Consider the following 18399-nt stretch of genomic DNA (forward strand, 5'->3'; position numbering starts at 1 on the left):
TATGACCGGCTTGGACGGCGTCTTTCGGCGGGAGTGGGGGCCAACGGTCGCCGCCATCGCACGATGGTCAGGGGACCTCACCGTCGCCGAAGACGCCGTCCAGGAGGCGTGCGCCGACGCGGTGCGCACCTGGCCGCGAGACGGCGTACCCGACAATCCGGGCGGGTGGTTGTTGACGGCCGCGCGGAATCGGGCGCGTGATCGGCTCCGGCGCGAGACACTGCGCCCCGGAAGGGAATTGGCTGCCGTGCTCGATGACATCACCGCCCGCACCGACGTCTCCGATCCCCGCTCCGTGCCGGACGACGAGCTCCGGATGATGTTCACCTGCGCTCATCCATCCCTGGAGCGAGTGTCACAGCTCGCCCTCACGCTACGGCTGGTATCGGGACTGACGGTGGCCGAGATCGCCCGGGCGCTGCTGCACAGCGAGGCCGCGATAGGTCAACGGATCACCCGCGCCAAGGCCAAGATTCGCGCCGCCAACATTCCGCTGCGGGTGCCGCCCGCCGAGCTACTGCCCGAACGCACTCCGCACGTGCTCAGCTGCATCTACTCGGTGTTCACCGAGGGCTACTGGTCGACGTGCGGACCGTCCGCCATCCGCGACGAGTTATGCGACGAGGGTGTGCGCCTGGCCGGTGAGCTGTGCAAGCTCATGCCACAGGAACGGGAAGCTAATGCGCTGGCCGCGCTTGTACTGCTTCATGACTCGCGGCGCCTGGAACGTGTGGATCACGACGGCGCACTGGTGCCCCTGGACGAGCAGGACCGCACCCGGTGGGATCACGGTCGCATAGCCCGCGGGCTCAGTCAGTTGCGGCAAGCGGCGGGCTCGACGGGCCCCTACCTGCCGCAGGCGGTCATCGCCGCGCTGCATGCCACCGCCCCCACCTGGGAGGAAACCGATTGGCAGGCAATCTGCCAGGCCTACGACCGGCTCGCGTCCATGACGCATTCGCCTGTGGTGCTGGTGAATCGGGCGTTGGCGATCGGCCTGCGCGACACACCTGACGCGGGATTGGCGGCGCTGGAGAAGGTGGCCCACGATCCACGCTTAGCGCGATCGAACCTGGCGGCTACCGTCCGCGCCGATCTGCTTCGGCGTGCCGGCCGTCACGCCGAAGCCGCCGACTGGTACCGGACGGCCTTGTCCACCAACGGGTCCGATCCAGGGAGCGAGTTTCTGCGGCGCCGCATCACCGAATGCGAAAACCGGTACGAGAACTAGACAGCGTCGAGGACGCTCTCCAACCACAGGCCAACATCGCGCTGCACGCGATCCTTCTCCGGCTCGTTGAGGATCTCGTGACGGCCTCCCGCGTAGAACCTGTACTCCAGCCGCCGGTGACCTTCGGCCAAGTAGCGAGTGATGAGACCCTGGATCGTCGCTGTTCGGCCCCCGACCGGATCCTCACTTCCCGCGATGACGAGGATCGGCAGCTCGACCGGAATGCGCGATTCATTTCCCGGCACCCACAATGCGTGGAATCCCTTGATCACCGAGTAGGTCATCGCGTTGGAGAAAGGTTTGCCGCACAAGGGATCCGACTGAAAGACACGAATCTCTTCGGGGTCGCAGGTCTGCCACTCCGACCCAGTCGGTGTGACACCGCCGACCACGAAGGGAGCATTGAACCCTGCCAGGAGTGAACCGAAGAACTCGCTCGGCGCCATCGCGTTCGGACCAGTCGCGACGGCCTCGAGTTCGGCGATGGCCTGCCGATAGGCCTCCTCGGTGAGACCCGGAACCGCGCCGAGCGTCCCGCACAGGACGGCCCCCGCGAGCAGGTCCCCGTGGTGCTGGATGTGGAACTGCGTCAACGCCGAACCCATGCTGTGACCGAAGGCGATCAACGGCAGACCAGGGTCCTGGGTACGCGCGATCTCGGCCAGCTGTTTGATATCGGCCGTCATGTCCTGCCAGGCCGTGACGCCCAGTTGTCCCAAACCTTCGAGTCCGGCCGTCTGTCCGTGTCCGCGCAGGTCAAGCGCGTACACCACACATCCACGCGCTGCGAGGAATCGGGCCAAACGGTCGTAGCGCGCACTGTATTCGGCGATGCCATGTGTGATCTGCACGGCCGCGCGCGTTTCGATCCCGCATGGCGGCTGCCACATCCGATACCAGATCACCATCTGATCCACCTCGGAGACGAACGTGGAAAATACCGGCCCTCCAATGGGATTCGAAAAGTCCGCGGGCAAGTCCTGACTCATCGCGGTCCTTTCACGAGGTGATTTCCTCGGCATACTTACGGGCGTACATCGCATAGAGCACGGTGTCCTCCGCCTCTTCGACTGCCGAAAACGCGATGTCCACCGCGTATGCCGCATCGGATTCGGCGATATCAGCCTCCTGCTCGGCATGCCTGGCATCAATCTTGTGTTCCTTGTGACCGAATGCGATCGTCACCCTTGCTACATGGGCCTTCCAGCTCTCGACCAGTTCCGCCCAGGCCGAGCCGGCTTTGGCCGCCGCCTTGTCCGCTCGGGTCTCCCATTCCTCCCGACGCGCCTGCACCCTGTCCAGGTCTTCCTGAAGTTGGTCCCTCGTCTTGTCCCGTGCCAGCTCAGCGCTTCGCCGGGCCTGATGAGCTCGCTCAACGATGGACAGATACGACCGGTCAGCCCCCATCGCCAGCCTCCTTAGCCGTCGAGAAGATCGCCGGATATGAGAAATACCGCGAATCAGCAATTCGCATTTTCAGCCACAGTTGGAAACACATTCCGACTACCCGAAAGTGTTCCACTGATTTAACGCCAATGAGCAGGAAGAAAATCTGATAGCAAATTCATGTAAGTACCGTAGTCCGCAGGAATTCGTGCTCATGAACGTTGAACTACCGACGGACTCCAGCGCTGACATCAGCAAGTTAGCACGGCAACTACCCAAGTTCTCGGCGAGGAGTATTACCGATTTAGCAATGGCGTGTTGCCCACAGAGAAACAATGTTGAGCCATCCAAACAACCTCATTCTACCTGCGCGATATGATCACACAGTGGGTCTTCAGAGCCTTGATATATACGATCTTCGCTGCTTTGTCGCCGTGGCAACAACACTGAATTTCTCCCAAGCCGCACGGGATCTTCATGTCTCTCCCCCTCCCCTTAGCCGAAGGATCAGAGACATGGAACGCCTGTTGGGGGTGGCGTTGTTTCTCCGTGACACCCGCCGGGTAAAACTGACCCCGGAAGGCGCCCGGCTGCTGCCGGCGGCGCGACGCGTACTCGCACAGTTCGACGAGTTGCCGGCCATCGTGTCGCCGGAATCCACGACGCCCACACGGTCCATTGACTATGGCGTACCCCCCTTGCTGCACACCGACCTGCGCGCGACGTTGGCGGACCTGGAAAACATGCATGCAGGTGGCTTCACCTTGCGGAAATGGCCACGCGGGAGCGCAGAGATCATTTCCGCACTGAGGCGGGGAGACATCGCATTCGGGCTGGCCCGCCCACCATTCGACTCAGATGGATTGATGAGCAAGGTGGTGTGCGAAGAACCTTTGGGCGCAGTACTTTCCAAGAAGACGTACGGATCGAGGCACTCGATTTCGGTATCCGAACTCACCAACCTCAACTACGTCACCGCGCGGCGAGACACCGACACCGAGTATCGACAGCAGGTGGACCATGCATTGGAGTCCGCGGGGGTGCCTCGACGGGAAAACGTCGACCCTGGCGACTACGTGGGCGCCGCCGATGTCATCGGCGTTGGCGATGGATTCGCCATCGCGCCGCTCGCCCCGACCAGCGGCGCCTGGATGTACAACCTCGCCGAGGATGTCTGTGTACCGATCAACGACATGAAGCTGACCCTCGTCACCTGCCTGGTGTGGCAGGTGAATCTCGCCGAGCAGGACAAAGAGATCCGCGCGGTCATCGACACGGCAGTCGCGTTACTGCACAGACCCGGTACACCTCGGCGATCCGGCTCGATATAGCCATTCCCAGCCGGGCTCAGACCTTTACGGCAGCGGTGCCGACCACACCAACCGGGTGCCCCCGGTGTCCATCGCCGACACACTGAACGTGCCCCCCGATTCCGCGGCCCGGTTTGCCAGCCCGCTCAGGCCGCTGCGTGCGACCACTTCCGGTATCCCGATGCCATCGTCCACCACGTCGATGACCAACTCGTCGTCGACGGACACGGTCACCGACAGCTCCCTGGCACGGGCGTGCCTGACCACATTGCTCACGGCCTCACGCACCACCGCCTCGGCGTCACCGGAGGTGCTGGCGGGTATCACGTCCAACGGTCCGCTCATGCGCACAGATACCCGCAGCCCGGTATCGGCCGTAAGCTCGTTGATGGTGGAACGCAGTGTGGCGCGCAAGGATTCGTCATTGGTGTGCAGATCGAAGATCGCGGTCCGGATCTCTTGGATAACCTCGTGCAGCTGATCGATATGGTCGGAGAGGCGGGCCGCCACCGTCGGATCGACGGCCCGGCGATGGGTGCTCTGCATCCCCAGGCCGACGGCGAACAACCGCTGAATGACGTGGTCATGCAGGTCACGGGCGATGCGATCGCGATCGGCCAGCACATCCAGTTCATGTTTGGCCAGACGAACCTCGGCCTGTTCCAGCGCCAGCGCCGCCTGCCCCGCGAAAGAGGCCGCCATATCGAGCTGCTCTTCGTCGAAGGCCACCGATCCCACCGTGCGCAGCAAGATCAACACACCCGCCGTCGACTCCCCTCGCCCGAGCGGAAGTACCAGGGCGGGCCCGAAGGCCAAGTCCGTACCCTCGGCCAGATTCACGGCGAGCCGGCCCACGTTCCTCGGCTCATGATCAACAAAGGTGCTCCCGGAGGTCGACCCGTCGACAGGGATCACCTTCTCGGACAGTACTTCTGAACCTTCGCCTTCACAGACCGCCACCACCAGTTCGGCGGTGTCCTCCTCGTCACCGACGGGTAGCGCGATGAACGCGAAATCCGCCTCCGCCAGCAGCGCCGCGGAAGAAGCCACCAGGTGTAGCGCCTTGCCCGGGTCCACCCCGCCAAGCAGCTCAGCGGTGATATCGGCGGTGGCACGCTGCCATTGCTCACGACGCCGGGCATGCTGATAGAGACGGGCATTCTCGATCGCGATACCGGCCGCCCCCGCCAGCGCACGCACCACCACCTCGTCGTCCTCGGTGAATTCCTGCCCGTCGAGCTTCTCGGTGAGATACAGCCGTCCGAACACCTCACCGCGCACCTGCACCGGCACTCCCAGGAAGGTCCGCATGGGCGGGTGGTTCGCGGGAAAGCCGACGGAGGCCGGGTGCGCCGCGATATCCCGCAGGCGCAGGGGCTTGGCCTCGTCGATCACGACGCCGAGCACACCGTGGCCCGTGGGTAGCGGGCCTATCAGCTCGCGGGTCGCCTCGTCGATACCCTCGTAGACGAACTCTGCCAGCTTCTCGTCCGATCCCACCACACCGAGTGCACCGTATCGGGCACTGACGAGCTCCGATGCCGCACAGACGATTTCCCTCAGAGTAGCGTCAAGTTCCAGCCCCGAACTGACGGCCATGACGGCGTCGAGAAGGGCATCCATGCGCCCCCGCGTGCCGTCGACAATCTGCTCGATCCGGCCCTGCACCTCCGCGAGTAATTCACGCAGTTGCAGATGAGCCAGCTCGGCCGTCACTCGATTGGGTTGCGCACCAACATCCTCGACCACAATTCAACTCTCGCACACCTTGACCTCGAGTGAGCACGAACCCGTCAGCCGTGCGGCCCCTGGTTCTCGCGCGCGAGTTTGGTGGCGAGCACGGCGACCTGTGTCCGGCGCTCGAGGTCCAGCTTGGTGAGCAAACGCGAGACGTAATTCTTGACTGTCTTCTCCGCCAAGAACATTCGTCCCGCGATCTGACGATTGGTGAGGCCCTCTCCGATCAGTTCCAGCAGCGTCCGCTCCTGCGCGGTGAGCCCGGCCACCGGCGACGGGTTGTCGGCCGCCGCGCGCAACTTGTTCATCAACGCGGCGGCCGCGCGGTTATCCAGCAGCGAGCGTCCCGCCCCGACGGTACGGACCGCGGAGATCAGTTCCATGCCCTTGATGTCCTTGATGACGTAGCCACCGGCTCCCGCCATGATCGCGTCAAGCATGGCGTGTTCATCGGTGAATGAGGTGAGCATCAGGCAGTTGAGATTCGGTAGCTTGGAACGCAATTCGCGGCACAGCTCGACGCCGTTACCGTCGGGAAGCCGGATGTCCAGCACGGCGATGTCCGGTTGTAGCGCGGGGATGCGCGCCATTGCCTCGGCCACCGAGGAGGCCTGACCGATCACCGAGAAGTCCTCTTCCTCCTCAAGCAGGTCGGCCAGACCGCGGCGCACCACCTCGTGGTCGTCGACCAGGAATACCGTGATCATGTCCGTTTCCCTTCCATCTGCCGCACCCAGTGTGGCACCAGCGACGGAATCCAGCACCGGCATCACTGCGGTCCACCCACGGAGAGATCACCGATGTTTTTGTCGCTGTGCGATATCGCGTCCAACAGATGACGGGCCGACACGATGTCCGGGATGCGCTGCGAACCGTCAGACGCAAGCAACGTGCTGTCGATCAGTGCCGACGCCTGCACCAGCGCTCCGGCGGTCACGCTGCCCGGCAGTGGGATAGAGCGCGCCAACATGGCATTCCTTCCCGTGGTACCCCGTTGTTCAACGGTAGGACGGGAAGGCTGCGAGCCGCTACGGTCTTTGGTCCCTACTCACGACAAAGCCCCCATTTCCTCCCTCGATAGGAAGGGGAAATGGGGGCTTGTGCAGATAACGCGCGTGGGAGGTTACTGGACTTCGAGGAAGTTCCGGGTAACGCTCGGGTCAACCTGGATGCCCGGGCCGGTCGTGGTGGTGACGACAACCTTCTTCAGGTAGCGCCCCTTGGCCGACGACGGCTTGGCACGCAGGATCTCGTCCAGCACGGCACCGTAGTTCTCCGCCAGCTTCTCGGCATCGAACGAGGCCTTGCCGATGATCAGGTGCAGGTTGGAGTGCTTGTCGACGCGGAAGTTGATCTTGCCGCCCTTGATGTCGGTGACGGCCTTGGCGACGTCCGGGGTCACGGTGCCGGTCTTGGGGTTCGGCATCAGACCACGCGGTCCCAGGACACGGGCGATACGACCAACCTTGGCCATCTGATCCGGGGTGGCGATGGCGGCGTCGAACTCCAGCCAGCCGCCCTGGATCTTCTCGATCAGGTCGTCGCTACCGACAACATCGGCACCGGCAGCCGCGGCCGCTTCGGCCTTGTCGCCCACCGCGAAGACGATGACGCGGGCGGTCTTACCGGTACCGTGCGGAAGGTTCACGGTGCCGCGGACCATCTGGTCAGCCTTGCGGGGGTCGACGCCGAGGCGCATCGCGACCTCGACAGTGGCGTCGTACTTCTTGGACGCGGTCTCCTTGGCCAGCTTTGCGGCCTCAAGAGGGGTGTACAGCTTCTCGCGGTCCACCTTCTCGGCGGCCTCGCGATATGCCTTGCTGTTCTTGCTCATGGGTATCCAATCAATCGTTGGTTCGTGGTCGTGCAGGCCGAAGCGGGCCTTACCACTGGGTGTTCGGTATTACTCGGTGCTGTGCGTGCTACTCGACCGTGATGCCCATCGAGCGCGCGGTGCCGGCAATGATCTTGGCGGCGGCGTCGATGTCGTTGGCGTTGAGGTCTTCCTTCTTCGTCTCGGCGATCTCGCGCACCTGGTCCCAGGTCACCTTGGCGACCTTGGTCTTGTGCGGCTCACCGGAACCCTTGGGCACACCGGCGGCCTTCAACAGCAGCTTGGCGGCGGGCGGGGTCTTCAGAGCGAAGGTGAAGCTGCGGTCCTCGTAGACGCTGATCTCCACGGGGATGACGTTGCCGCGCTGCGACTCCGTCGCGGCGTTGTACGCCTTGCAGAACTCCATGATGTTGACGCCATGCTGACCGAGCGCGGGACCGACCGGAGGCGCGGGGTTGGCTTCGCCGGCCTTGATCTGCAGCTTGATCAGCCCGACGACCTTTTTCTTCGGGGCCATTGGGTGTTTCCTTACTTTCCTTCCGTGTTCCGGCCGTTATTCGACCGGAGGTTCCGCGGACCGTGACGCGGTCCGAAGTCTTGTTAGAGCTTCTCCACCTGGGTGAAGTTGAGCTCGACAGGGGTTTCGCGGCCGAAGATGGACACCAGCACCTTGAGGCGCTGCTGTTCGGCGTTGACCTCGCTGATACTGGCCGGCAACGTCGCGAACGGACCATCGGTGACGGTGACCGACTCACCGACCTCGAAGTCGACCTCGATGAGCGGACGCTCCAGACCACCGGTCTCGGCCGCCGCGGCTGCGGTCTCGGCCGCAGAACCCTTGGCGGGCTTCTTGGCCGGAGTCTGCGGCAGCAGGAACTTCACCACGTCGTCGAGGGACAGCGGCGACGGACGCGAGGTCGCGCCGACAAATCCGGTGACACCGGGGGTGTTGCGGACAGCACCCCACGACTCGTCGTTCAGTTCCATCCGGACCAGAATGTAACCGGGCAGCACCTTGCGGTTGACCTGTTTGCGCTGGCCGTTCTTGATCTCGGTCACCTCTTCGGTGGGCACCTCGATCTGGAAGATGTAGTCGCCGACATCCAGGTTCTGGACACGGGTCTGCAGGTTCGCCTTGACCTTGTTCTCGTATCCGGCGTACGAGTGAACGACGTACCACTCGCCCGGCTCACGACGCAGCTGAGCCTTCAACGTGACGGCCGGGTCGGCATCCTCGTCGGTCTCGGCCTCAGCGGCCGGCACATCCGCGGTCGGCTCCTGAGCCGTCTCCTCGGTCTCGGTGCTCTCATCCACCACGTCAACCGATACAGCGGTATCCGCGGTGTCTTCTGGCTCGCTCGTAGCGTCGCCGTCGAAGGTCGTCACCGTTCGTCCTCTCTCGTCTCTCTACTACCCGAACACCAGCATGACCAGCCGGGCCAGGCCCAGGTCGATCACGCCGATCAGGGTCACCATGAACACCAGGAAGACCAGCACCACCGAGGTGTAACTGACCATCTGCTTGCGGTTCGGCCAGATGACCTTGCGCAGCTCGGCAACCACCTGCTTGAGGAACACCCAAAGCTGGACGAGCGGATTGCGCGACGGCCCCGTCTTGTCCTTCTTGGCGGCCGGCTTCTTAGCCTTCTTCTTCTTCACCTCACCGGTCTCGGAGGCACCTGAATCGGTGAGCTCCGTAGCCGCGATCGAGGCGTCAGCACGGCGGGTCCGCTTACCCGTCGGACGAAGCGGCTTGGTCGAGGTGACGGCCCGGTCGCTGTCGACTCCGGACTCGTCTAGCTCGTCGCTCATGCCCTTCCGTACCTCTCTTACCTTTCGGCGAGTGATCTCGTCGTTCCCTAGTGCGTACCCCAGGATGTTGCAGGGGTGACAGGACTTGAACCTGCAACCTGCGGTTTTGGAGACCGCTGCTCTGCCAGTTGAGCTACACCCCTATGGCTGGCATGCCAACCCGGTTGGCCGGGGCCTCACACAACACACGCGCCTCCCGAGTACCCGACAGGCGCGTTGTGGTGGGAAAACCCCGAATCTCGAGTGTACCCCGACGCTATCCCCAGACTGAAATTGCCCGCCGATCAGCACAGACTGGCAACCAAGATTTTCAGATGAGCTTGATGTCGGCCATCCGCTCCGAGTCGCGACCCATCAGGGTCGTGAACGCCTCCATGACCAGCTCGTCGTTCTGGTTGCGGACGACATTGCGCGTGGTCACGATGTCCACGCCGAAAGCTTCCTTGTGAGAGTCCACCTGGAAGTCGCAGGACAGCTCGTCGCCTTCGGTGATGGGCTTGTGGTACACGAACCGCTGTTCGGAGTGCACAATCTGCATGGTTTCCATGCCGACGTCATAGGTCCGGAAAAACTCCTTCTGCACCAGCAGCGCCATGACCGCCGGGAAGGCTAGAGGCGCGATGAGACCGCCGTGTCCGAGTTCGGCCGCCGCCTTGGGATCGTGGCTGGCCGGGTCCACGGCTTTGACCGACTTCGCGAACTCGCGAATCTTCTCCCGGCCCACCACATAGGTCTGGGAGTACTTGTGCGTCATTCCGACGACGTCGAGTTGGAGCGCCACGACTACGCCAGCGTCGCAGTCGCGATAGCGCGGCCGAAGATCTTCTTGCCGTTGGTGGTGGCGGTCAGCGCGATGGTCACCGACTTGGTGTCCTGATCGACTGACTTCACGCGACCGTTGAAGACGATCTCCGCACCGACACCGTCATTGGGGACGGTGACGAAACTGGTGAAGCGCACGTTGTACTCGGTAACCGCTGCCGGGTCGCCGATCCACTCGGTGACGTAGCCGCCGCCGAGGCCCATGGTCAGCATGCCGTGGGCAATGGCGCCGTCCTCGAGCCCCACCAGCTTGGCGGTCTCGTCGTCCCAGTGGATCGGGTTAAGGTCGCCGGAGACTCCGGCGTAGTTCACAAGATCCTGCCGTGTCAGCGGAATCATCTTCTCCGGCAGCTGGTCTCCCACGTTGACCGAACTGAACTCACGCAGTGCCATCAGTTGAACCCGCCTTCTTCTCCGTCTTCTGCAGTGCGCCCGGCAAGAGTCGTGATCAGCTCCTGCACCAGCTCACCCTTGTCATTGGTGATGAGGCTCTTGGTGACGATGATGTCGGCACCGAACGAGCGTCGGATTGAGTCGAGGTACACATCGCAATACAGCTTGTCGCCGGCCGTGATCGGGCGCAGGAGTTTGAGTTCCTGGTCAACCTGGACGATCTTCTCGTCCTTGATCCCGATATTCGCGTTCTCGAAGAAAGCTGCCTGAGCGGTGTATCCGAAGATGCAGAGGAAGGTCGGGGTAGCGACCAGCGAGTCGTAGCCGAGGGAAGCAGCACCAGCCTCTTCGTGATGGGCGGGGTGATCGCTCTTCACGGCTTCGGCGTGCTCGCGAATCTTCTCCCGCTCAACCACATAGTGGTCGGGGTATCGGTAGTGCGTTCCGACGAGATCTTGCGATAAAGCCACGGGGCGGAACCTACCTACTGATGTTGACCGATACCAAGTAAGGCTTGCCTATTCGTGTCGCATTCGGATGACACGGGAAGGCCAAAGAGAAGCGCGATCAGCGCGACTCTTTGTGGGGCTGGTGCGATCCGCAGTTCGGGCAGAACTTCTTCAGTTCCAGCCGGTCAGGGTCGTTGCGCCGGTTCTTCTTGGTGATGTAGTTACGGTGCTTGCACGTCTCACAAGCCAAGGTGACCTTGGGCCGGACGTCTGTGCTGGAGGCCACTGCAGTTGCCCTCTTTCATTCGTTGTCTCTATGTTCGGGTGGTAGCGGTGGGGAGGCTCGATCTCCCGACCTCACGATTATGAGTCGTGCGCTCTAACCAGCTGAGCTACACCGCCCCGCAGACAGAGCCGGCGTTTCCGCCTGCCGTCTACCGAGCCCCCTAACGGAATCGAACCGTTGACCTTTTCCTTACCATGGAAACGCTCTACCGACTGAGCTAAGGGGGCATAAAGCCCTCACGAGGGTACCCGGTGACGTCGGCGGATCCAAAACCGCTCTACCGGGAGGCAGACCCCTCAGCTTTTGGTCACGCATCACCCGTGTGAGAGACACCAATGTGGGTATCCAGGGGCCATGAGTGAACCAGGCCTGATCTTCGCAGGTGGTGGCCCGGCAGGCGTCACGGCAGCGAGCGCGCAATCGATCTCATCCGCAACACAGCGATAGATCGCATCGATGTGGGCGAACGTGCCGTGTACGCAGACCACCAGCACTATGACTTCCGGACCCTCATCCTTGCCTGGGGCGCAGCACCCACCCCATTGGCCGTACCGGTGGGCACTGCGCGCTGCCATTGCGCTCATTGACCGACGCCACAGCGCTCCGGGATGCAGCAGACACTGCCGTCGTTGTCGGCTCCGGGGCTTAATGGTTACGAAGCTTGCCAATCAGTTCACTCTTCGCCAGCCGCGAGTATCCCGACATACCAAGCTCCTTGGCGCGCTTGCGGAGCTCGACCACCGTCCAGTCATCGTAGGAACCAGATTTGCCGCCCTTACGCCCTACCGCGGAGCTCCCACGGGCAGCGATCGCATTGGATATCCGGGCTGACTTCTCTCGGGAATCGCCCTGCCTCCGCAGTTCTTTGTACATTTTCTCGTTCTTGATCGACGAGTTCGGCACAACATTCACCTCCGTAGTAGAACCATGTCCGGTGGGCGATTCCCACTCACCTAACGTCCTAAACGTCTGCCCCAGCTGTCGGCGCCATTCCGGTTTCCGCAGTCAGACAAAGACTCACGCCTGTTCCATCCAGGACGGCAAGCCAGCGGCCCGCCCCCTCGCCGGGAACGGGCCGCTGTCGATAGGTAGCTACCGCTGGGCTTTTTCGCGCGCCTCATTGACGTCGGCGGCCTTGCGCGCGGCTTCGGCCTCCGCTTCCTTCTTCGCGGCTTCACGCTGAGCATCGGCCTTGTCCTGCTGAGCCTGGCCTTCGCGCTTGAGGTCGTCGCGGCCCGTTACCGCGCCGGCGACTTCCTTGAACTTGCCCTTTGCGCCCTCAACGACGCCCTCGATACCTTCTTCGGGACCACTCTTGTCAGACATACATTTCCTTTCCTCTGCCGACCACGTATGCACGCGGCAGACGGTGTTCACCGCCCTTACTTGCGGGCTTCCCGTATCCAGTGCCCTTAAACCGCAAGGGAAGTAACCTCCAACACATGCGGCGGTGACCCGCGATCCGGACCGCGCCCGTCACTTGACAGGAGCCCTCTTCTTGGCCTGAGCCGCCGCCTTCTTCTCGGTGCTCGCATCTCCACCGGCCAGCTGACCACCGGAATTCTCCAGGTGCGCACGAACGAACCACTGAAATTTCTCGAGTTCGCCGGCGTGGCCGATCAGCAAGTCCTGTGATACGAGATCTAGATCGTCGAGCGTCTTGATCGCCTTACGGGTGTCCTCGACCACGCCGTCGTACACCAAGTTCAGCGCCGCCAAATGAGCCTGCACCGTGTCACGGCTCACCGAATAGTCATCCCACGTACGGTCTTTCAGGATGGCGCCGGGGGTTCCTTGCGGCGATCGACCCAATGCGGCGATACGCTCGGCGACCTCGTCGGCGTAGCCGCGTACCAGCTCAACCTGTGGATCCAGCATCTCATGCACCCCGATGAAGTTGGGGCCCACGACATTCCAGTGCACATGTTTCAGAGTGAGGTGCAGGTCGTTATAGGTGCTGAGCTGTGTTTGCAGCAGATCGGCGATCTTCCTGCCCTGTGCATCAGAAAGCCCAGGGATGGTGAACGTGGTCATAATCAGCTCCTTCGCTATGTGGCGTCAGAACAGGACTACCCACCGGATGCCGGAACCAAACAGGTCTAGTTCCTAGCTTTCTTGTCGATCGCCGTGATCCGCCCCTGGAACCCCGGTGGCTGCGGCGACCGACGGCAAGAGGCCGACGACGAACACGTCGATGGCGACATCGTCGTCACGATAACGCGCGGCCCGGTGCAATCGGGCCGTCGCACCGATCAGCCGGTTCGCCTCGTCGCCCGTCAACGGATAATCGGCCACCGCATGACGCCAATGCGCGGCCAGGACCGTCGTTCCTTCCCGCATCCGCGCAAGCTCCCGGTCCAACACGTCGCGCAACAGGACGGCGTCGAGATAGTAGGCCACCTCCGACAGCACCACTAGATCGAAATCTTCTGCAGGCCAATCTGAATCCAGCGACCGCCGATGAAAACTCACCCGGGCCGAGTGGCCACACCGAGCGATGCGCGCACGAGCGGAATCGAGCGCCGAGTCCACAAGATCGATGGCGGTGACCTGTTCGCAGCGCGCCGCCAACTGCTCGGTGAGTATCCCCACGGAGCAGCCGGGCTCGAAGACATGGCGATAGCGCAGCTTGGGCAGCATCGCCATCGTGATGGCGTACTTTCTCTGTTCATACCAACGCTGCGCGAGTTGCCACGGATCGTCGGATATCGCGTACATCTCGTCGAAGAAGTCATCCGGTACACGCCCCATCAGCGGAACACCACCTCGCCAAGGACCAGGAGCCGATTCACGACGTGCGGCGGCAGTATCGCCTCCTCATCCGGTTTCCGAGGGCAAAGCTGTGTCCGGAACGCATTGGTGGCCTGCTGTTTCAGGCCGAACGAGGTGTGGTCACGGGGTACCGTGCACAACTGATGCCAGGGCACCTCGTTGTCGTCCGGCACGGCCCAATGCCACATCCACACCGGGTACTCCAGCAGCACCGCACCGGTGCGGCTTGCCGCTGCGGCGGCGGCGCGGCCGACGGCCTCGTGGTCCGGGTGGCCGTCGCCACGCCAGGTCGCCGCGCACCAAACCCCGGGCCGTGCGGCAACGAGAATCTCGACGAGACGGCCACTCATTTCCTCTTCACACTCAGCGAGCGCACCGTCGGCCAGACCGAGCCTTACAGGCGGATCGAGTCCGAGAATGTCGGTAGCGCACAGTAATTCAGCACGACGATCTCGCTCCAGCCAGCGACGCTCCCTCGACGACAAGCCCGGGTATGCGCCGCCGCCATCGCTCACCGACACGACGACGACATCGACTCCCCGTGCGCGCAGCAGCGACGCGGCAGAACCGAACCCCAACGTCTCGTCGTCGGGATGCGGCGCGACCAGGACCAGGGCCGGGCACTCGTCAAGATCTAGGCGCGGAAATTCCCGCGGCCACGCCAGCCACTCCTCAAGAGACGTACCCCCGGCTGATATCGGCCGTTCGGCGAGCCGCCCGCAGTTTCCGGCATTGGCGGCACTCATTCGGCGGCGACTCTCCCCAAGGCCGCGAGATCGCGTTCGGCATGGCTCTGCCGCACGTACATGGTGAGATCGGCAACGTGCTGGGCATGCCTGGCGTCGAGTGCCAGTGGCGCGGGCCCCAACGCCCGGCCAGTGCGCACGATCGCCTCATCCACGGCGTGCTCGACCACAGCTCTGACACGGCGGGCCAGCAACTCCGTGTGGTCACTACGAGGTTCGGCGTCTACATAGATGGCGGCCGTCATGAGAATGGACTCCGCCGCGGCAAGCGCCGCATCCACCGCACCGAGGTGAGCTTGAGCGTGAGGGTCACCGGAAGAGCCTCGATGATTCTCGGCGACGGCCCGGTAGAGGGGTTCGGCCGCACCGCGAGCCCCGCCGAGCCAGCAGGCCGCCACGCCCATGGCGCCATGCCAGAAGCCCGGGCGGTCCAGGTACTGCCCGGGCCTCCCGACGGGCACGCCGATCGCACCACTCAATTGCACCGAACGCGTGTCGCTTTCCCGCATGCCGGCGTTCTGCCAAATCTGCGGCAGCGCGGTCGCCTCCGGCTGGCTCATATCAACGGCATAGAGCCCCCGCGTGTTGTCCTTTCCCCGGGCGGTGATGAGCGCATGGGTGCACGAACCGGCACCCGAACACCAGGCCCTGGTCCCCTCCAACAAGGTGACACCGTCCCGTTGTACGGCGGTAACCATCGTGTTGGGCGCCTCCGCCGCCCACACGCCCCACAGCTGTGCCGGCCCGGGAGCCGGCCCACCGAGTTCGCACAGAATGGCCACCGCATCGCAGTGTGCTTCGGCAAGCCGTCCCGCGGTCACATCGTGCCGAGTCAACGCGGCAAGCTTCCACCACCGCGCCGCGGTATGTCCTGCTCCCGGCATCGGGAGCGCCAGCTCACCGGCGTGCAGCCACCGGCGCACGAGATCGGCCGTCATCCCACACCCTCGCGGCGTGCGAAGGACCTCAGATACGCCGCGAATCCGTCGGGGGCTCTGCCGACGCGACGGGCCGACGTCTCGACCGATAGCCCTTCATCGCGGTGGATCCGGTAGCTCCGCTGTTCGAACCGCTGGGCTAGATCGACATCCTCTCCGCTGCCGATCGCAGCGAATCCGCCTTCTTTCCAGTACTTGTCAGCACGAAATCCCATGTTCGCGCCATGCACGTGGCCATGACCGTCAGCCTTGCGCTTCGCGCGGTACCTACTGAGGTAGCGGCGTACAGCACCTGCCGGGGCCTGCTGCCAATTCTCTACGCGAACCACGCCGAGCACCATGTCCGCTCCCGAATCCGTCTGGCGTACCAGCCAATCGGCGTCAACCCGGCTGTCTGCGTCCGTGGTGGCGTACCACACACGATGCTGCGCAGAGGCCGCCACCCCGCACACCGTCCGCGAATACGCGAAGCCAGCCGCTCTGGCCGCCCCGACATTGCGGGCGTCTACCTCAACGAAGTGCACATCGGAGCCGTATTTACCTGCCAGAAGAACGCTTTCGTCATCGCAGTCATCCAGCACGACGACGGTCAGGGTCGGCGCCGGGAAACACGCAGCTGCAGTCACCACCGCGTTGAGGCATCTCGGCAGATTGGTGGCTTCATTGTGCGCAGGCACCACCACGACCGCTCGCTCGTATGCGAAGGCACGGTGTGGCTTGTCACCGAGATCCCGGCAACCCAGCGGAACGCCTACCGACATGGCAGGCCTTGAAATGAAAAGACGGACATCACTTCTCCTCGCAAGCTGAATCGGCCAGCGCATCCTGGGCCCCACCGTTCCGGACGTTTCATCGCCGGTGTACCCGTTATGGCGCGATTCATGCATGGCGGCGCCGCCAGCGTGCCGACACGACGAAATCCACGGTCAGTGCATAAACGACCGCAAACCGGATATCCAACTTCGATGTTCTGCATCCAACGAAAGGACCGCAACGAGGTCGACTGTGCTCAAGGAGCGGACGATCGCGATACTGGCCGCCGACGGAGTCGAGCGTGTCGAGCTCGAAGAACCGGCTCTACCGGGGGTGACACGGCACCGGAGCGTATAGCGCCTGCCGGCACAATTCCTCGGCCTCGGCGGTCGATCGATCCAGCGGCAGACGCGTATCGATGACATGCGCCTCGCCCCACCCATTGTCCAATCCGGCGAATTCGGCACCCAACGCGGCCGCGATATCGCCGGCGGCATCCGACATCCCGTCATAGCGAGTGGCGACCCGATGTTGTGCGGTGACCAGTGGCGCCATGCACAGAAACTCCACCATCGGCGCGCCCGCCTCATAGGCCAGCTGATGCGCACGCAGCCGGTGCCGAGGGTTTCGCCATGTGCCGTCCAGGATGACGGTGTGGCCGCCTGCCAAGCACAGCCGCGCTCTCCGGAGTACGGCGTCGTACACGGCACCAACGTTCTCCGGCGAATACAGCCCAGCATCGAGCACCCCCTTCCCCCCGGATATCACACCCAATCGATGCAGCTGATGACGCACTTCATCCGTTGAAAGTATTTGAGCACCAATGTCTTCCGATATCCGGCGGGCCAACGTGCTCTTACCGGTGCCCGGTCCGCCGCCGACCAGCACCAGTCTCACTGTCGCGGCCCCCAGGTGGTTCAGGGCCATCGCGAGATGCTTGGTGGCCCGGGCCGAGGCCGAGCGCTGCCCCTGAGTGAACCGTATGCAGTCCACCTTGGCCCGAACCAGCGCCCGATAGGCGACGTAGAAGTGCCGCAGCGGTTCCGGCGCGGGATCCGCAGACAGCTCCACGTACCGATTCATGAAGTAGTCGCCGAGATCTCGCCGCCCCAGGAACTCCAGATCCATGGCCAGGAACGCCGCGTCGTCGAGGCCGTCCACGTGCCGCAGGCGATCATCGAATTCCAGGCAGTCCAGCAGCACCGGCCCGTTGGGCAGGCAGAAGATGTCGCTGGCCAGCAGATCTCCGTGCCCGTCGATGAGCCTCTTATCCGCCACACGCTGGGCGAACAGCACCGCCCGACCCGAAATGAACTGCGTCGCGAGTGTCCGGATCAGCCGCACGTCGTCCGCCGCGAGCACCGTCCCCGCGTACCGCTCCAGGGACGCCAGGGTGTCCTCCCACCGGTCGACAACGGCATCGAGCGCCCCGGCCTCGTCAATCGACGGGCTGCGATCGGCCCGTTTGTGGAACGCCGCCAGTACCTCTGCGATCGCGTCCAGATGCGCCTTGGTCACCCGGCCACTCTTGGCCATCGCCGACAGCCGCGCAGAATCCGGATAACGCCGCATCACCACGATCGGCTCACCTGGCCCACCGTCGGGATCGGCGAGATGCGAGACGCCGATGTAGCTGTCGTGCGAGATGCGGCTGTTGAGTGCGACTTCGCGGGCACAAGCCCTTTCACGAAGTTCCGGAGTGCTGAAGTCGAGGAAGTTGGTGGTGACGGGCTTCTTGAGCTTGTATGCCCGGCCTCCCACCAAAATGACGATTCCCGTGTGGGTTTCGCGGATCTCCGCACCGACGGAGGTGGGACTGACTGGCGATCGTGATGCGCGCATGAGTTCATCGTGGCCGCGTGCTCCACCCGGATATCCGGCCATGGGCCCTCGATCTGTGGGCCGGAAGTCACCAATTCTTCCCGCGATG

At 63.5% G+C, this 18399-nt stretch carries 23 protein-coding genes and 3 tRNA genes; 2 read left to right on the top strand and 24 right to left on the bottom strand.

The annotated features are described in order from the left end of the window. Position 1: 1 nt before the first annotated feature. The gene (locus tag B4394_RS05715) at positions 2–1231 is read left to right on the top strand and encodes an RNA polymerase sigma factor (protein WP_078314464.1); all 1230 of its coding nucleotides are present in this window, start codon (positions 2–4) and stop codon (positions 1229–1231) included. Here B4394_RS05715 and B4394_RS05720 read toward each other — a convergent pair. Beyond that, on the bottom strand, positions 1228–2220 hold the full coding sequence (locus B4394_RS05720; protein ID WP_176138284.1) for an alpha/beta fold hydrolase: 993 nt from the start codon (positions 2218–2220) through the stop codon (positions 1228–1230). The genes B4394_RS05715 and B4394_RS05720 overlap by 4 nt on opposite strands. Positions 2221–2230: 10 nt before the next feature. Continuing rightward, positions 2231–2638 carry a hypothetical protein gene (locus B4394_RS25330; protein ID WP_176138285.1) on the bottom strand — a complete coding sequence of 136 codons (408 nt, stop codon included), beginning with the start codon at positions 2636–2638 and terminating at the stop codon, positions 2231–2233. A gap of 314 nt (positions 2639–2952) precedes the next feature. Between B4394_RS25330 and B4394_RS05725 the strand changes: the two genes are divergently transcribed. Further along, positions 2953–3948 carry a LysR family transcriptional regulator gene (locus B4394_RS05725; RefSeq protein ID WP_078314466.1) on the top strand — a complete coding sequence of 332 codons (996 nt, stop codon included), beginning with the start codon at positions 2953–2955 and terminating at the stop codon, positions 3946–3948. A gap of 24 nt (positions 3949–3972) precedes the next feature. On the opposite strand, the gene B4394_RS05730 is transcribed toward B4394_RS05725, so the two are convergent. From B4394_RS05730 to B4394_RS05835, 22 genes are all read right to left on the bottom strand, one after another. Then, on the bottom strand, positions 3973–5676 hold the full coding sequence (locus B4394_RS05730) for a sensor histidine kinase (protein WP_078314467.1): 1704 nt from the start codon (positions 5674–5676) through the stop codon (positions 3973–3975). A 44-nt stretch (positions 5677–5720) separates the two neighbouring features. Then, positions 5721–6371 carry a response regulator transcription factor gene (locus B4394_RS05735; protein WP_078308550.1) on the bottom strand — a complete coding sequence of 217 codons (651 nt, stop codon included), beginning with the start codon at positions 6369–6371 and terminating at the stop codon, positions 5721–5723. A 62-nt stretch (positions 6372–6433) separates the two neighbouring features. Further along, positions 6434–6634 carry a hypothetical protein gene (locus B4394_RS05740; protein WP_078314468.1) on the bottom strand — a complete coding sequence of 67 codons (201 nt, stop codon included), beginning with the start codon at positions 6632–6634 and terminating at the stop codon, positions 6434–6436. A gap of 153 nt (positions 6635–6787) precedes the next feature. Then, positions 6788–7498: a 50S ribosomal protein L1 gene (rplA, locus tag B4394_RS05745; RefSeq protein WP_078314469.1), complete on the bottom strand. Its 711-nt coding sequence runs from the start codon at positions 7496–7498 to the stop codon at positions 6788–6790. Positions 7499–7586: 88 nt separating this feature from the next. Further along, positions 7587–8015, bottom strand: a complete 429-nt coding sequence (rplK, locus tag B4394_RS05750; protein WP_070909331.1) for a 50S ribosomal protein L11 — start codon at positions 8013–8015, stop codon at positions 7587–7589. 83 nt (positions 8016–8098) lie between these two features. Then, positions 8099–8761, bottom strand: coding sequence for a transcription termination/antitermination protein NusG (gene nusG / locus B4394_RS05755; protein WP_286141942.1), 663 nt, complete (start codon positions 8759–8761; stop codon positions 8099–8101). 147 nt (positions 8762–8908) lie between these two features. Next, the gene (gene secE, locus B4394_RS05760; RefSeq protein ID WP_078314470.1) at positions 8909–9310 is read right to left on the bottom strand and encodes a preprotein translocase subunit SecE; all 402 of its coding nucleotides are present in this window, start codon (positions 9308–9310) and stop codon (positions 8909–8911) included. Between the two features lie 70 nt (positions 9311–9380). Continuing rightward, positions 9381–9453, bottom strand: a tRNA-Trp gene (locus B4394_RS05765). A gap of 167 nt (positions 9454–9620) precedes the next feature. Beyond that, the gene (locus tag B4394_RS05770; protein ID WP_078288558.1) at positions 9621–10091 is read right to left on the bottom strand and encodes an FAS1-like dehydratase domain-containing protein; all 471 of its coding nucleotides are present in this window, start codon (positions 10089–10091) and stop codon (positions 9621–9623) included. 2 nt (positions 10092–10093) lie between these two features. Continuing rightward, complete coding sequence (hadB, locus tag B4394_RS05775; protein ID WP_078288560.1) at positions 10094–10525, bottom strand: (3R)-hydroxyacyl-ACP dehydratase subunit HadB; 432 nt, start codon at positions 10523–10525, stop codon at positions 10094–10096. After that, the gene (hadA, locus tag B4394_RS05780) at positions 10525–10995 is read right to left on the bottom strand and encodes a (3R)-hydroxyacyl-ACP dehydratase subunit HadA (protein WP_078308447.1); all 471 of its coding nucleotides are present in this window, start codon (positions 10993–10995) and stop codon (positions 10525–10527) included. The genes hadB and hadA overlap by 1 nt, the downstream gene beginning before the upstream one ends. Positions 10996–11092: 97 nt before the next feature. After that, positions 11093–11260: a 50S ribosomal protein L33 gene (rpmG, locus tag B4394_RS05785; RefSeq protein ID WP_030096611.1), complete on the bottom strand. Its 168-nt coding sequence runs from the start codon at positions 11258–11260 to the stop codon at positions 11093–11095. A 39-nt stretch (positions 11261–11299) separates the two neighbouring features. Then, positions 11300–11376, bottom strand: a tRNA-Met gene (locus tag B4394_RS05790). Positions 11377–11414: 38 nt separating this feature from the next. Next, a tRNA-Thr gene (locus B4394_RS05795) sits at positions 11415–11487 on the bottom strand. Positions 11488–11905: 418 nt separating this feature from the next. Then, complete coding sequence (locus tag B4394_RS05800; protein ID WP_078308444.1) at positions 11906–12163, bottom strand: DUF7218 family protein; 258 nt, start codon at positions 12161–12163, stop codon at positions 11906–11908. Positions 12164–12352: 189 nt separating this feature from the next. After that, positions 12353–12586, bottom strand: a complete 234-nt coding sequence (gene mbp1 / locus B4394_RS05805) for a microaggregate-binding protein 1 (RefSeq protein ID WP_078297777.1) — start codon at positions 12584–12586, stop codon at positions 12353–12355. Between the two features lie 150 nt (positions 12587–12736). Then, positions 12737–13294, bottom strand: coding sequence for a Dps family protein (locus tag B4394_RS05810; RefSeq protein WP_078297778.1), 558 nt, complete (start codon positions 13292–13294; stop codon positions 12737–12739). Positions 13295–13366: 72 nt separating this feature from the next. Continuing rightward, the gene (locus tag B4394_RS05815) at positions 13367–14011 is read right to left on the bottom strand and encodes an SAM-dependent methyltransferase (RefSeq protein WP_078308441.1); all 645 of its coding nucleotides are present in this window, start codon (positions 14009–14011) and stop codon (positions 13367–13369) included. Beyond that, entirely contained in the window at positions 14011–14778 is a 768-nt protein-coding gene (locus B4394_RS05820) for a PIG-L deacetylase family protein (RefSeq protein WP_078308438.1), read from the bottom strand. The genes B4394_RS05815 and B4394_RS05820 overlap by 1 nt, the downstream gene beginning before the upstream one ends. Beyond that, positions 14775–15716 carry an acyl-CoA dehydrogenase family protein gene (locus B4394_RS05825; protein ID WP_078308435.1) on the bottom strand — a complete coding sequence of 314 codons (942 nt, stop codon included), beginning with the start codon at positions 15714–15716 and terminating at the stop codon, positions 14775–14777. The genes B4394_RS05820 and B4394_RS05825 overlap by 4 nt, the downstream gene beginning before the upstream one ends. Continuing rightward, positions 15713–16477, bottom strand: coding sequence for a glycosyltransferase family 2 protein (locus B4394_RS05830; RefSeq protein WP_078314471.1), 765 nt, complete (start codon positions 16475–16477; stop codon positions 15713–15715). Before B4394_RS05830 ends, B4394_RS05825 begins: the two co-directional genes overlap by 4 nt. A gap of 316 nt (positions 16478–16793) precedes the next feature. Further along, the gene (locus tag B4394_RS05835; protein WP_078308429.1) at positions 16794–18353 is read right to left on the bottom strand and encodes a bifunctional aminoglycoside phosphotransferase/ATP-binding protein; all 1560 of its coding nucleotides are present in this window, start codon (positions 18351–18353) and stop codon (positions 16794–16796) included. Positions 18354–18399 lie beyond the last annotated feature (46 nt).

This window comes from Mycobacterium sp. D16Q16 (assembly GCF_002013745.1).
Taxonomy (GTDB): domain Bacteria; phylum Actinomycetota; class Actinomycetes; order Mycobacteriales; family Mycobacteriaceae; genus Mycobacterium.

Excerpts from the sequence above, each read along its gene's own strand:
- B4394_RS05715 (WP_078314464.1), top strand. The coding sequence starts at position 2 with ATGACCGGCTTGGACGGCGTCTTTCGGCGGGAGTGGGGGCCAACGGTC.
- B4394_RS05720 (WP_176138284.1), bottom strand. The coding sequence starts at position 2,220 with ATGAGTCAGGACTTGCCCGCGGACTTTTCGAATCCCATTGGAGGGCCG.
- B4394_RS25330 (WP_176138285.1), bottom strand. The coding sequence starts at position 2,638 with ATGGGGGCTGACCGGTCGTATCTGTCCATCGTTGAGCGAGCTCATCAG.
- B4394_RS05725 (WP_078314466.1), top strand. The coding sequence starts at position 2,953 with ATGTTGAGCCATCCAAACAACCTCATTCTACCTGCGCGATATGATCAC.
- B4394_RS05735 (WP_078308550.1), bottom strand. The coding sequence starts at position 6,371 with ATGATCACGGTATTCCTGGTCGACGACCACGAGGTGGTGCGCCGCGGT.
- B4394_RS05740 (WP_078314468.1), bottom strand. The coding sequence starts at position 6,634 with ATGTTGGCGCGCTCTATCCCACTGCCGGGCAGCGTGACCGCCGGAGCG.
- rplA (WP_078314469.1), bottom strand. The coding sequence starts at position 7,498 with ATGAGCAAGAACAGCAAGGCATATCGCGAGGCCGCCGAGAAGGTGGAC.
- rplK (WP_070909331.1), bottom strand. The coding sequence starts at position 8,015 with ATGGCCCCGAAGAAAAAGGTCGTCGGGCTGATCAAGCTGCAGATCAAG.
- secE (WP_078314470.1), bottom strand. The coding sequence starts at position 9,310 with ATGAGCGACGAGCTAGACGAGTCCGGAGTCGACAGCGACCGGGCCGTC.
- hadB (WP_078288560.1), bottom strand. The coding sequence starts at position 10,525 with ATGGCACTGCGTGAGTTCAGTTCGGTCAACGTGGGAGACCAGCTGCCG.
- mbp1 (WP_078297777.1), bottom strand. The coding sequence starts at position 12,586 with ATGTCTGACAAGAGTGGTCCCGAAGAAGGTATCGAGGGCGTCGTTGAG.
- B4394_RS05810 (WP_078297778.1), bottom strand. The coding sequence starts at position 13,294 with ATGACCACGTTCACCATCCCTGGGCTTTCTGATGCACAGGGCAGGAAG.
- B4394_RS05815 (WP_078308441.1), bottom strand. The coding sequence starts at position 14,011 with ATGGGGCGTGTACCGGATGACTTCTTCGACGAGATGTACGCGATATCC.
- B4394_RS05820 (WP_078308438.1), bottom strand. The coding sequence starts at position 14,778 with ATGAGTGCCGCCAATGCCGGAAACTGCGGGCGGCTCGCCGAACGGCCG.
- B4394_RS05825 (WP_078308435.1), bottom strand. The coding sequence starts at position 15,716 with ATGACGGCCGATCTCGTGCGCCGGTGGCTGCACGCCGGTGAGCTGGCG.
- B4394_RS05830 (WP_078314471.1), bottom strand. The coding sequence starts at position 16,477 with ATGTCGGTAGGCGTTCCGCTGGGTTGCCGGGATCTCGGTGACAAGCCA.
- B4394_RS05835 (WP_078308429.1), bottom strand. The coding sequence starts at position 18,353 with ATGGCCGGATATCCGGGTGGAGCACGCGGCCACGATGAACTCATGCGC.